Source organism: Actomonas spartinae, assembly GCF_051209155.1.
Lineage (GTDB): Bacteria > Verrucomicrobiota > Verrucomicrobiia > Opitutales > Opitutaceae > Actomonas.
In genome coordinates this window covers 393,649-406,692 of sequence record NZ_JBPJGB010000003.1, presented here as the reverse complement: position 1 = coordinate 406,692, position 13,044 = coordinate 393,649, and the positions used below count along the sequence as shown (strand labels likewise).

12 protein-coding genes are annotated in these 13,044 nt (G+C 62.6%); 6 read left to right on the top strand and 6 right to left on the bottom strand.

The window, feature by feature from the left end; translation table 11 throughout:
- Positions 1-46 precede the first annotated feature (46 nt).
- A complete protein-coding gene (locus tag AC0MRV_RS16660; RefSeq protein ID WP_472765631.1) occupies positions 47-949 on the bottom strand; it encodes a LysR family transcriptional regulator in 903 nt (300 codons plus the stop codon).
- 57 nt (positions 950-1,006) lie between these two features.
- Between AC0MRV_RS16660 and AC0MRV_RS16655 the strand changes: the two genes are divergently transcribed.
- The 6 genes from AC0MRV_RS16655 (at position 1,007) to AC0MRV_RS16630 (ending at position 5,914) form a co-directional block, all read left to right on the top strand.
- Positions 1,007-1,687, top strand: a complete 681-nt coding sequence (locus tag AC0MRV_RS16655; protein WP_472765630.1) for a class I SAM-dependent methyltransferase — start codon at positions 1,007-1,009, stop codon at positions 1,685-1,687.
- A 212-nt stretch (positions 1,688-1,899) separates the two neighbouring features.
- Entirely contained in the window at positions 1,900-3,327 is a 1,428-nt protein-coding gene (gene leuC, locus AC0MRV_RS16650) for a 3-isopropylmalate dehydratase large subunit (RefSeq protein ID WP_472765629.1), read from the top strand.
- Between the two features lie 99 nt (positions 3,328-3,426).
- Positions 3,427-4,029 (top strand): 3-isopropylmalate dehydratase small subunit, encoded by a 603-nt coding sequence (gene leuD / locus AC0MRV_RS16645; RefSeq protein ID WP_472765628.1) that lies wholly within the window; start codon positions 3,427-3,429, stop codon positions 4,027-4,029.
- Between the two features lie 99 nt (positions 4,030-4,128).
- Positions 4,129-4,713, top strand: coding sequence for a MotA/TolQ/ExbB proton channel family protein (locus tag AC0MRV_RS16640; protein WP_472765627.1), 585 nt, complete (start codon positions 4,129-4,131; stop codon positions 4,711-4,713).
- Positions 4,714-4,717: 4 nt separating this feature from the next.
- Positions 4,718-5,116, top strand: a complete 399-nt coding sequence (locus tag AC0MRV_RS16635) for an ExbD/TolR family protein (protein WP_472765626.1) — start codon at positions 4,718-4,720, stop codon at positions 5,114-5,116.
- A 117-nt stretch (positions 5,117-5,233) separates the two neighbouring features.
- Positions 5,234-5,914 (top strand): SDR family oxidoreductase, encoded by a 681-nt coding sequence (locus AC0MRV_RS16630; RefSeq protein WP_472765625.1) that lies wholly within the window; start codon positions 5,234-5,236, stop codon positions 5,912-5,914.
- Between the two features lie 94 nt (positions 5,915-6,008).
- On the opposite strand, the gene AC0MRV_RS16625 is transcribed toward AC0MRV_RS16630, so the two are convergent.
- The 5 genes from AC0MRV_RS16625 to AC0MRV_RS16605 form a co-directional block, all read right to left on the bottom strand.
- A complete protein-coding gene (locus tag AC0MRV_RS16625) occupies positions 6,009-7,034 on the bottom strand; it encodes a peptidylprolyl isomerase (protein ID WP_472765624.1) in 1,026 nt (341 codons plus the stop codon).
- On the bottom strand, positions 7,031-10,444 hold the full coding sequence (mfd, locus tag AC0MRV_RS16620) for a transcription-repair coupling factor (RefSeq protein WP_472765623.1): 3,414 nt from the start codon (positions 10,442-10,444) through the stop codon (positions 7,031-7,033). The genes AC0MRV_RS16625 and mfd overlap by 4 nt, the downstream gene beginning before the upstream one ends.
- Before the next feature lie 41 nt (positions 10,445-10,485).
- Positions 10,486-11,196, bottom strand: coding sequence for a ribonuclease III (rnc, locus tag AC0MRV_RS16615; protein ID WP_472765622.1), 711 nt, complete (start codon positions 11,194-11,196; stop codon positions 10,486-10,488).
- A gap of 59 nt (positions 11,197-11,255) precedes the next feature.
- Positions 11,256-12,068, bottom strand: coding sequence for an ABC transporter permease (locus AC0MRV_RS16610; protein WP_472765621.1), 813 nt, complete (start codon positions 12,066-12,068; stop codon positions 11,256-11,258).
- 150 nt (positions 12,069-12,218) lie between these two features.
- Positions 12,219-13,028, bottom strand: coding sequence for an ABC transporter permease (locus tag AC0MRV_RS16605; RefSeq protein ID WP_472765620.1), 810 nt, complete (start codon positions 13,026-13,028; stop codon positions 12,219-12,221).
- Positions 13,029-13,044 lie beyond the last annotated feature (16 nt).

The window sequence follows — 13,044 nt, the reverse complement described above, 5'->3', positions numbered from 1 at the left end:
TCTCCCCGGTGTCTACGCACCTATGCGTAGGGTGGAGGGGGCACCGTCAGGCGTTGCGCACGGCTTCGAGAAAGGCGGCGAGGGCGGGCGGGTTGTCGGGGGTGTTGCGCCAGGCGAGGGTGAGGTGACTTTCCGGCGTGGGACCGGACAAACGGCGAAACACGACGTCATGGGGCAAGTTACGGGCCTCGGAAGAACACATGAACGTGACGCCAATACCGGCGCGCACCAGACCGATCGCGTTGGTGCGTGGCCAGACCTCCTCGGCGATGCGCGGCGTCACGCCGGCCGCGGTGAAGGCGGCCAGCGTGCGGTCGTAGAAACTGGAGTTGAGGTGACGCGGGAAGAGCACGAAGGGCACGTTGGCGAGATCCTGCAGCCGCAGGACTTTGCGCGCGGCGGCGGGGTGGTCGGCAGGGAGCACCACGCCGTTGCGTTCGCAGAGCAATTGCCGGGTCTGAAATCCAGCCGGCAACATGTGCGGGTGCAGGAAGCCGCAGGCGATCTTGCCGGAGCGCAGCGCCTCGACCTGCGCGGACGTGGGGGACTCGTTGAGCTCCACGCGAATCTTCGGGTGGGTGCGTTGGAACTGCCGCAGGATGCCGGGCAACACGGTGGCCATAGCCAAGCCGGTGAACCCCACGCGCAGGGTGCCGTGCTCACCGTCGGCGATGGCTTTGAGGTCGGACGGCAGCCGCTGCAGCTGGTAGAGCAGGGGGTCGATGTTGTCCGCCAGGTGGCGGCCGGCCGGAGTGAGTTCAACGCGCCGCCGCGAGCGCGTGAAGAGCGGTGTGCCGACCGCTTCCTCGAGATGAGCGATCTGGCGCGAGAGGGCGGGTTGCGCGACGCCGAGGGACTCGGCCGCCCGACGGAAATGGAGCATTTGCGCGACCTCACGAAAGTAGATGAGGTGCCGCAACTCGAAGTCATACTGATACTCGCGAGGCATTAGAACGGACCGAACGAGTATTTCTCAGTCATCGCAAGAATTGATATGGTAAGGCTCATGCAGCCCGAAAATTGGAACGCCGCCACCTACGACGCGCCCCGTCGGCGGCTGGTGCCGTGCTACGACGCGTTCTACGGCACCCCAGTTGACTTGGTTCGCCGGCTCGCGCCGACTCGTCCGCGCGTTTTGGACCTGGGGGCGGGCACCGGGCTCTTGTCGGCGGAACTGGTTGCCCGCGTTGAAGTGGCGTCGCTGACCCTGATTGACGGCTCGCGCGAGATGCTCGCGGTTGCAGAGCGGCGTTTGATCGGCCAATCGCCGCAGGTGAGGTGCGCTGATCTGCGCGCGGAGCTGCCGGCGGAGTCGTTTGATGTGATCATGTCTGCGTTGGCGATTCATCATCTGGAGGACGACGATAAGCGGAAACTCTACCGCCGAATATTCGCTCAGTTGGCTCCCGGTGGCCTGTTCATCAATGCCGAGCAAGTCGCTCACCCGGAGGCCTGCGGAGAAAAAGTGTTTGAGGTAATGCACCTTGAAAAAGCCCGTGAACTGGGAAGTGGTTCAGCGGAAATCAAGGCTGCTGCTCAACGGATGGAGGCAGACCGGTGTGCTCCCGCCGAAGCGCAAGTGCGGTGGCTGAACGAATGCGGTTTCGTCGCATCGTCCGTTTATTATCAATGGTTTAGGTTTGCGGTCTTTGCGGGCTGCAAACCGCCGGTATCGCTACCCAAATAAATATCATTCATTCAATGTGATGCCGCGTAGGCATCAATAAACTCACAGCAAGTATTTCCGAATCATTCTTCCGCCTGATACGATGTTCCCGGTTCAAGTAGTTGTGTGACCGCGGGGGTCGTGGTTCAGCGAAGAGTTTCTTTGATTTCTTAGCCCCAGATTGCGACCCTCGCGGTTTTTCTTTTCGAAACTTGATCCTTTATCGCCCTCTCATGGCCCTGTCTTTGTTTGAAAAAGTATGGAATGCCCACGCGGTGCGGACCCTGGCCAACGGTCAGACCCAGCTCCTCATTGGCACCCATCTCATCCACGAGGTGACCTCGCCGCAGGCTTTTGGCATGCTGCGAGATCTGAACATGCCGGTGTTGATGCCGACGCGCACGTTTGCGACCGTCGACCACATCGTCCCGACCGACCAGCTCGTTGAGCCCTACGCCGATCCTTTGGCGCAGGCGATGATGGATGAGCTCCGCAAGAACTGCGCGGAGAACAACGTCACCTTCTTCGACCGTGGCACGGGCAAGCAGGGCATCGTCCACATCGTGGGACCTGAGCAAGGGATCACCCAGCCCGGCACGACGATCGCCTGCGGTGACTCCCACACCTCAACGCACGGCGCGTTCGGCGCGATCGCCTTTGGTATCGGCACGACGCAGATCCGCGACGTGCTGGCCACGCAAACCATGGCGCTCGGTAAACTCAAGGTGCGCCGCATCGAAGTGAATGGCGAGCTGCGCCCCGGCGTTTACGCCAAGGACGTGATCCTGCACATCATCGCCAAGCTGGGCGTGAACGGGGGCACCGGTTACGCCTACGAATACGCCGGCACCGTGTTTGACGGCTTCACCATGGAGCAGCGCATGACCGTCTGTAACATGTCCATCGAGGGCGGCGCCCGCGTGGGTTACGTGAATCCTGACGAGACCACTTTCGAGTATCTCAAGGGCCGCCCTTACGCCCCGTCCGGCGCCGATTGGGATGCCGCGGTGGAACGCTGGAAGGGCTTTGCCTCCGACCCCGGCTGCACCTACGACGACGTCGTGGTCATCGATGCCGCCGATATCGCACCGACGGTCACCTGGGGCATCAATCCGGGGCAGGGCATCTCCATCGAGCAAAACATTCCCGATCCGGAAACTGCCGCGAGCGCCGATGAGCGCAGCTCGATCGAGGAAGCGCTGCAATACATGAAGCTCGAACCCGGCGCGCCGATCAAGGGCACCAAGATCGACGTCGCCTTCGTTGGTTCCTGCACCAACGGCCGTCTTTCCGATTTTCAGGAAGTCGCCAAATATCTCGAAGGCCGTCACGTCGCCGCCGGCGTCAAAGCCATTGCGGTGCCGGGCTCGCAGATCGTCGCGGCGCAGTGCGAGCAGCTCGGCCTCGACAAGATCTTCTCCGCCGCCGGTTTCGAATGGCGCGGCGCAGGTTGCTCGATGTGCCTGGCGATGAATCCCGACAAACTCGTCGGCGATCAGCTCTGCGCTTCCTCTTCCAACCGCAATTTTAAAGGCCGCCAAGGTTCGCCGACGGGACGCACGATTCTCATGAGCCCGCTCATGGTCGCCGCCGCCGCGGTGACCGGCGAAGTTGCCGACGCTCGCGAAGTGTTCGAAGTCGGCGCCCTGGCCACCGTCTAAGACATGTAATTTGAGCCCACGAAACACACGAAAGGGCACCAAAGAAAACCCCGCTTTCGTGTGATTTAGTGTGTTTCGTGGGCACTCCTCTTTCCTGCAATGGCTCTCGAAAAAATTTCCTCCGTCACCGGTCGCGCCGTTCACGTGCCCGGCAATGACATCGACACCGACCGCATCATCCCGGCCCGCTTCATGAAGTGCGTCACTTTTGATGGTCTCGGTGAGTATCTCTTCTACGACGTCCGCAAGGACGCCGACGGCAACGACAAGCCGCACCCACTCAACGACCCGCGTTTCAAGGAGGCCACCGTGCTGCTCTCCGGTGCGAATTTTGGCTGCGGTTCCTCCCGCGAGCATGCGCCCCAGGCGATTCAGAAGTATGGATTCCGTGGCATCGTGGCCGAGAACTTCGCCGAGATCTTCTTCGGCAACTGCACCACGCTCGGCATTCCCTGTGCGACGGCGGCCCGCGCCGACATCGCCAAGGTCGCCGCCGCCGTGCAGGCGGATCCGTCGGTCGAGGTCACGATCGATGTCGATGCCCAGGTGGTTCGTTTTGGCAATGACAGCATTCCGGCGCAGATCCGCGACACCGCGCGCGACGCGCTCCTCAACGGCCGTTGGGATGCGATCGCCGAATTGCACGAAGGCGTGCCGCAGGTGAAGGAGCTCGCCGCCGGGCTGCCTTACATGGCGACTTGATCGGCATCGCGCTTTGCGCACCTTGACGCTCTCGAAAGGTTCAGGAACTTTTCCTGAACCTTTTTTGTTTTGTCCGCGTCTCTAACGACGCCGCTTCCCATGATTCTTGCGCTCATCGACGTTTTCAAAGGTGCCGATATTCTGATCTACCCGCTCGGGCTCTGCTCGCTGGTCATGGTCTACATCATTTGCGAGCGCGCCTATGCGCTGCGGCGCGATGCGGTGATGCCCGACGACCTCGTTGAGGCGATTGTGGACGGCAAGACTTATGCCGGTGATCGGGAGTCGGTTCTGTCCCGGATCATGGAATTCGCCGAACGGCATCAGGACGACAACGACGCCGTGAAAGCCTTCGCCCGTCTCGAGCTCAATCGCATGGAGCGCGGCCTGCCTTATCTCGACATCATCTACGCGGCGGCGCCCTTGCTCGGCCTGACGGGCACGGTGTGGTCGCTGCTGCGCGTGTTTTCTTCGCTGACCAACGACACCGGCCTGCCTGACCCGGTGGCCTTCTCCAGCGGCGTCGCGCTCGCGCTCTCGGCGACCCTGATCGGTCTCTCGATTGCGATTCCGGCGCTGGTGGGCGGCGGTTGGTTGCAGCGCAAGGTCGAGAATTACGCCGCGCAGCTCGATGTGATTCTCGAGCGCATCCTGCCCGGCGAGTCCGCGAGCAAGCACGACTGAGGCCATGAGCGGACTTTACCAACGCCGGCGCAAAAAGCCGGAGATGAACCTGCTCCCGCTCATCGACGTGTTGGTCATGCTCATCTTCTTCGCGTTCGTCACGATGCAGTTTCGCTCCGCGTCGACCCTGAACATCACGTTGCCCAAAGTGGAGACCGCGGGTAAGAACGAGTTCAAGGGCACGGTCACCATCGGGGTGAACGAAGAGGGCCTCATGACCTTCAACGGCGAGATCGTGACCGAAGCGGAAATCGAGGACCTGCTCAAACAAGTGCGCGATGTCGACCGCGACATCCCCGTGCTCATCGCGGCCGATGAATCCACGCCGCTGAAGACGGTCGCCTTCCTGATGGACGCCTGCCGCAAGACCGGTCTGAACAAGTTCAGTCTGCAGAGCCGGTAGGAGACTGAAGGGACCCACGAAACACACGAAAAACACGAAAGTGGGACCGCGTCGTCTGGCTTTCGTGTTTTTCGTGTGTTGACGGGCCTGTCGCTCCGCTCGAAACGTGGTCAACTTATGAAGATTCTCATTACCGGCGTATCCAAAGGTTTGGGTCGTGTCCTCGCCGACACTTACATGGCGGAAGGGCACACGGTCATCGGGTGCGGTCGCGATCCGGAGAAGATCCTCGACCTGCGCTTTGCCGCGCCGGCCCCGAATCGTTTCGATATCGTGGATGTTTCCCAAGCGAGCAAAGTGGACGTTTGGCACGAGACCGTCTCCGCGTCGCACGGTGCGGTGGATCTGATCATCAACAACGCGGCCATCATCAACCGGCCCGCGCCCCTGTGGGAGGTGCCGTCGGCTGAGTTCGCGAAGCTCATGGAGGTCAATGTCACCGGCACCTTCAACGTCATCCGCGCCTTCCTGCCCGAGATGATCGCGGCGGGGAAGGGCGTGGTTGTGAACCTTTCCTCGGGCTGGGGCCGCAGCACTTCGCCGGAAGTCGCACCGTATTGTGCTTCCAAATACGCCATCGAAGGCCTCACCCAGGCGCTGGCGCAGGAACTGCCGGATCCGCTCGCGGCGATTCCGCTGAGCCCGGGTGTGATCGCCACCGACATGCTGCGCACCTGCTGGGGCGGCGACGCCGATTCGTATCCCACTGCAGACGAATGGGTGAAGGTCGCGGCCCCGTTTATCCTGCAGCTCGGCCGCAAGGACAACGGCCAGTCGCTGTCGGTGCCGGGGAGCTGAGACCGCCTCGGCGAACTGTTGCCGGTAGACGGGGGCACAAAAAACGCCGCCCGGTCGGGGCGGCGTTGGGAAACTGCGTTGTGCTCGATTCGGCTCAGTAGAGCTTCACGTAGCTGCTGCGGCGGAGGCGTTCGAGCCACTGCTCCTGCGCGCGGCGGGATTCCCGGGAAACCAGAATGCGTTCGATCTGCTCGCGCACCTCGTCGATGGGCTGGATGCCGGCGTATTTGCGCTCCTCGGCGTAAAGGATGAAGCAGCCCTCGGGCAGGAGGATCGGATTGGTGGCCTGACCTTCCTCGAGTTCGAACAGCGGGTCGCTGAATTCCGGCTTGAGGCCGGAGCGGTTGAGCCAGCCCCAGTCACCGCCTTTGGAACGACGGGAATCCTCGGACACTTCTTTGGCGATTTCCTCAAAATCGTGGCCGACGTCGAGGCGGGCTTGCACGCGGGCGGCGAGGGTGAGCAGGTCACTGTCGGTGCGACCGTCCTTGCGGCTGAATTGGATGAGGCGCAGGTGCACGGCGTCTTCTTGGTAGAACTCTTCTTTGTTCTCCTCGTAGAACTGCTGGACCTTCACCGGCGACACGACCGTGGCCGATTTGCGTTTCTGGCCGCTCATGTAGCGGTAGATGATGTCCTCCTCGACCTCTTGGCGGTATTCCCGGAGGGTGAGACCCCGGGCGCGGAGGTAGGCGAGAAACTTGGAGCGGTCGCCTTCGAACTCGTTGATGATGTTTTCATCGACGGCGTTGTCGACGAAGCTCGCCGGGATACGGCGCTTTTCGTCACTGTAGAAGTCCTTCACGATCAGCACGCGGTCGACGAGCGCTTGGATGGTGTCGTCCTGCAGGGCTTCGAGCCGGCGGTTAAATTCCTGCTCGGTCTTCGAGGTCCGCTGCAGCTCCGGGATCATCGGCGCGATTTCGCGACGGATGTCATCGACGGTGATGATCTCCCCCTCGGCCACGGCGGCGATGCCGTTGGCGAAGCGCAGGTTGAGGCCGTCGTCGACGGCGCCGGGGTTCTGAATTTGCTGGGCGGAAAGCGTGTTACCGAGGGCCAGAACACCGATGAGGGCGAAGAGGCCGAATCGGTTTCGGGAGGCGGGGATATGCGTCATGGATTCGGCAGATTGTCGAGGAAAGTGGATATTTCGCGTAACCGTAGAAGGGGCTTGGGGGCGGTCAACCTCGGAAACCGGGTGCCATGCATGACCCAGTCGTCCCGTTGCCCACTTGCCCGCAAGCACTTCAATTTGGTGCTATCGGTCTCGACCGAGAGGATGCCCTTTTGTTCCGCGCGGATTCGTATCTCCGTGACTGCCAAGAGGGCGCGCACTTCGTCGCCGTATTTGCCGAAACGATCCTTCAGGTCGGTGCCGAGTTGTTTGAGTTCGTTCAAGGAGCCCGCCATGGCCAGACGGCGGTAGAAATCGATCCGCAGCCGGGTCTCGGCGATGTAACCGGCGGGCAGCCGGGCTTGAATCGGTGCAACGGCGACGGCTCCGCTGGCGGCGTGCTCGGCGTCGCGCAGGGTGGTGTAACCGTCCTGATGGCGGCCGGCTTTGTCGGTGCCAGGGCTGCCGTCGCCGACGAAGACGAAGTCGAGTTTCACCGAGGCGCGGATGGCGGTGGCCTGTTTTTCGCCCTTCAGGCGGGCGACGGACTGGCGCAGCAGTTGACAGTAGAGTTCGAAACCGACGCCGACGATGTGACCGCTCTGTTCGGAGCCGAGGAGGTTGCCGGCGCCGCGCAGTTCGAGGTCGCGCATCGCGATGCGGAAGCCGGCGCCGAGTTGGTTGTGCGTGCGCATGGCGTTGAGGCGCTCGCGCGCAATCTCGACCAAGCGGGTGTGGCGGTGGAGCAGGAGGTAGGCGTAGGCCTGATGTTTGAAACGCCCCACGCGGCCGCGGAGCTGATAGAGTTGCGACAGTCCGAAACGGTCCGCGCCCTCGATGATGATCGTGTTGCAGTTGGGGATATCGAGGCCGCTCTCGATGATGGTCGTGCAGACGAGCATCTGGTAGTCGCCGGCGACGAAGTCGGTCATGCGCTTCTCGAGCGTTTTTTCGTCCATCTGGCCGTGGCCCACACCGATTTTGATCTCGGGCATGAGCTCGGCGAGGTGGGCGGCCACGATCTCGATCGTTTGCACGCGGTTGTGCAGATAAAAGACCTGCCCGCCGCGGGCGACCTCGCGGCGCACCGCATCGACCACCAGTTTGTCGTCGTAGGTTTTGACGATGGTCTGGATGGGGTGGCGGTTGGTTGGCGCGGTTTCGATGACGCTCATGTCGCGCGCGCCGGTGAGCGCCATGTAGAGGGTGCGCGGGATCGGTGTCGCGCTCATGGACAACACGTCGATGGAGGCGCGCATGGCCTTGAAACGTTCCTTGTGCTTCACGCCGAAGCGTTGCTCTTCGTCGATGATGACGAGACCGAGCTCCTTGAACTGAACGTCCTTCTGCAGCAGGCGGTGCGTCCCGATGAGGATGTCAACCTGGCCGGCGGCCGTGGCGGCGAGGATCGAGGTCTGCTCCTTGCGGGTGCGGAAACGGCTGACCATCTCGATCGCGATCGGGTAGCCGGCCATGCGTTCGCGAAAGGTATTGAGGTGCTGCTGCGCGAGCACCGTGGTCGGGATGAGCAAGGCGACCTGCTTGCCACCTTGCACGGCCTTGAAGGCGGCGCGGATGGCGACCTCGGTCTTGCCGAAGCCCACGTCGCCGCAAATCAGTCGATCCATCGGCCGACCACGTTCGAGGTCGGCTTTGGTTTCGTTGATCGCCTTCAGTTGGTCGGCCGTTTCGGTGTAAGGAAATGAGCCTTCAAACTCGTGCTGCCACTCGGTGTCGGGCGGGTGGGCAAAGCCGGGTTCGGCGTCGCGCACGGCCTGCAGGCGCAGGAGTTCGGCGGCGAGGTCGATGGTGGAACGCTCGGCGGCTTTGCGGGCCTTTTCCCAGCGCTGCGTGCCGATGCGGCCGAGCTGGGGTTTGGTTTTGCTGAGACCGACGTAGCGGCTGATGAGGTGCGACTCCTGCAGTGGCACGTGCAGGGTGACGCTCTCATCAAACTCGAGTGAGATGACCTCGCGCACGCCGTCGCGCGTCTCGATTTTGGTGAGGCCGCGGTAGTGGGCGATGCCGTGCTGGAGGTGGACGACAAAGTCGCCTTCGACAAGGTCGGCAAAATCCAGCAGCTGGTCGATCTGCGCGCGTTGGACGAGGGCGCGTTTGCTCGGGGCGGGGCGGCGGGGGCGTTGGCGGCCGAAGATCTCCGTCTCGGAAACGACCACGACGCCGCGGGTTTTGGCACTCCAACCGCGCCATGCGAGGCGGGTGTCCTCGCGGAAGGTGAGGCGAAAGCCCTCGTTGAGGTCGCCGCGGGCAAAGGTCGGTTTGAGGGCGGCGAGGCCGGATTCTTCGGCGAGAATCTCCTGCGTGCGTTGTTCTTCACCGGCCTTGGGCGTGACGATGTGGATCGCGAAACCCTCGCGCTGCCATGCGATCAGGCGCTGCAGAAATTCGTAACGTGCCTCCGCTTCAGCGTGCAGCCGTTCCTGCGCGACCAGTCCGTCGCTCGGGTAGCGGCGATGGTGGACAAGGCTTTCAGTATCCCAGGTGCACTCCTCGGCGGCGCCGGGTTCGAACCAGAATGACGCGATGTCGAGGTCCTGCATCGCGATGAGGCGCTGGGAGCGCTGCAGGATGGCGCGGACGATCGGGTCGACCCGGTTCGAGTCGTCGGCGGCCAGTTGGCTGAAAGCGCTTTCGAGGTCCGGCGGCTCAAGGAAAACGGTGTGGGTGCCCGACGAAAGGTAGTCGCTCAGGCCGGTCTTCGCGGCCTCAAATTTCAGGCGAGGCGATGCGCTCAACGTGATCGACGGCATGGTGAGGCCGGAGCGCTGGGTGACGGGATCAAAGGCCCGGATCTCTTCCAACTCGTCGCCGAAAAAATCGAGGCGGTAGGGTTCGTTGGCGGTGATGGGGTAGACGTCGATAAGGCCACCGCGCACCGCGTAGTGACCGGGCGACTCGCACAGCGGTTCGGAGTCGTAGTCGAGTTCGTGCAGCTTCTCGAGCAGCGCTTGATAGGTCCAGGTGGAGCCTGGCTTGAGCTCAAGTTCGGCCGCCGCGAATTTTTCCAACGCCGGCACCGGCTGGACCAGCGCGGAGGGAAAAGAGAACACCACCAGCGGTCCGTGCCGGGCGGAGCTGAGTTTTTGCGCGGAGCGCGTGGCGCGAAGTTTCGACAACACCGTGGTGCGATCGGCCGAGGCGGCGAAGGCCTCGCGCATGTCGCCGTCGGTGGGCATCGACTCCGGCAGCACCAGCACTTCGGGCTGGCGCGGGTGCTGGCTGGTGGAGGCGAAGAAGGTCACGTCTTCCGCGAGTTGTTCGGCCAATTTCAGGGTTGGCGCGACGACCAGCCAAACCGGCGCGTCGCTCGATTGAATTTCGTGCGCCAACACGGCTCCACGCGCCGGCGGGCAGACGCCGGTGTGTTGGAAGCGGGTGGGAGACGGGCTCATGCGAAAACGAGAGGCAATCGGGTCGCGCTGGCAACCCGGAGTCAGGACTCGCCCAGCGCGCGGATGGTGTCCGACGCAAGCGCCTCGCGGGCGGCTTTTTCCTCGGCGGTCTTTTTGGACGTGCCGCGACCGGTGCCGAGATGCTCGCCGCGCAGGTAGACGCGGGCCTCGTATTCGCGGGCGTGGTCTTCGCCGGCGATGTGACTGACCTCGTAGCGAATGGCGCTGTTGCCAAGTGTGGGTTGCACTTTCTCCTGCAGCTGTCCCTTCGGGTTTTCGTGATGGATGACCGACTTCAGCCGTTGAGCAATGTCGCCGTAGAGCCGGAACACGATGGCGCGCACGGTGGGAAAATCACTGTCGGCGTAGATGGCGCCGATGAGGGCCTCGAAGGCATCCTCCAACGCGGCGGGGCGTTCGCGGCCGCCGGTTTGTTCTTCGCTGGCGGCGAGACGCAGAGCGGGCGCGAGATCGATCTCCCGGGCGAGCCGGGCGAGGTAGTGGCCTTTGGTGAGGGCCGCGCGACGTTTGCTGAGAGCCCCTTCGCGTTCCTCCGGATAAAGGTCGAAGAGCGCCTCGGTGAGGGCGAGCTGCAGCACGGCGTCGCCGAGGAATTCCAGCCGCTGGTTGCTCTCGGTCTCCTCCGGATGGTCCTGCAACCAGGATGGGTGGGTCACGGCCAGACGCAGCTTGTCCGGATCGTTGAACCGGTAGCCGATGTTGTCCTGCAGGGTTTCGGTGGCGGAAGGCATGGCGCTGTCGGACGGCCAGCGCACACGGAATGCCCCGCGGCGTAAAGGCGAACGTGCGTTTACGAGGAAGCGCTCGAATAGCGCCGGAGGCCGCGCTGGAAGATCGTCACGGCCAGGAACAGCCAAATCGCCGTGGCTGCAACAAGCCACAGCGCGTAGGTCGGCTCCCAGCCATGGATGAGGGTGCGGGCCGGGGCGTTGCTCAGCACGACAGCCGGCAGTATCCAAACAAAGATGACATTCGCCGCGCCACTGAAGGCTTCACGCGGCAGGCGGGCGAATTCCATGAAACTGAAGTAGGCACCCTCCATGCCCTGACTGCCGATGGTCCAGAAGCTGATCGACATCGCGCAAAGCAGGATAGCGTAGCTGATGGCCAGGCCGCAGGCGACGAAAACGACGTAGGCCAGGATGGCGCCGATGGACGGGCTGAGGGCCAGTTGCTGGGCCGAGTAGATGACCACCGCGAGCGCGACGAGGACGTTGAGCAGGCCGTCGAGGTCCAGTTTGCGAGTGGAGACCATGAACAGCAGGTTGCCGGGCTGGGCCAAAAAGAAGTCGAAGTGGCCGGTGCGAATGTTGCGGCCCATCTCGAAGAGGTTGCTCCAAAAGAAGCCCATCAGCAGGCGCTGGATCAGCATGGTGGTGCCGATGAGCAGCAGCATCTCGTATTTGCTCCAGCCGGCGATGGAGTCGGTGTGCTCGTAGATGACCGCAATGGCGGCAATGTTGACCGCCATCCAGAGCAGCTCGACCAGGGACCACATGATGAAGTCCCCGCGAAACATCATCGATCTCACGATCGAGTATCGGGCCGAGGCCAACCAGAGTCGAAGGTAGTGCAGCAAGGGAAGGATTTGTTTTTTAACCACGAATGGACACGAATGGCTTCGGCTACCGCCTACGCACTGAAACAGGTAGAGACGCGTAGTCGAAAGCGCGGTGCTGAGCCGAACGGTAGTGAGGCCTTTTCGTGTCCATTCGTGGTTGAAGAAATTTCAGTTCGAAAATCGAAAACGATTTCAGCCGCCGACGGCGGTGTGGCGGCGGAGGCCGCGGCGCCAAAGGAATTGGGCGAAGGCCACGAGGAGCACCACCCAGACGGCTTGGATGGCGAGGCCCTCCATGGCGGTGGCCTGATCGAGGCGGCCGGTGAAAATCGCCGCGGGGAAATACATCTGGTAGTAATAGGGCAGGAACTGCGAGATGCGGAAGATGGTGGCGGGCAGCAAGTCGAGCGGGAAAATCTGGCCTCCGAGCACGGTTTCCACCGCGAGGGAGAGAATCACGAAGGACTGGATCTCGAGGAACCAGAAGGTCAGCAGCCCGAAGATGTAGGCGATGCAGAACTGGATGAAGGCCGCCATGAAGGCGGCGGGGATACCGAGGATCAGGCGCCAGCTTTCGTCGGGGAAGGTGAGATGTTCCCCCAGCAGGGGCAGTGCGAGGATGACGGGAACGAGCGCGAGCAGGCCCGACACCAGGCGCGCGGCCAGAAACAGCGTGAAGCGGTAGGCGAAGTAGTTGATGGGCTTCAGCAGGAACTGGTTGATCAGCCCGTTGCGAATTTCCTCGCTGATCTGGTAGTCCTCGTTGAAGGCGCCGATGAAGAACTGCAGGACCAGTAGCGAAATGAAATAGGTCAGCGTCTGGTCGAGGTCGAATCCACCGATGGTGTCCTGTCCGCGAAAGGCCGCGCTCCACAGGATGAAGACAAAGGCAAGGTGCACCAACGAGAAGGTGGCGCGCATGCCGAAGTTCCACCGATAGACGATGCCGCTCTGGAGGCCGACGTTGAAGACGTGCCGATATTTGGCGACGAGCAGGCGCACGAGGGCGGGGGGCTGG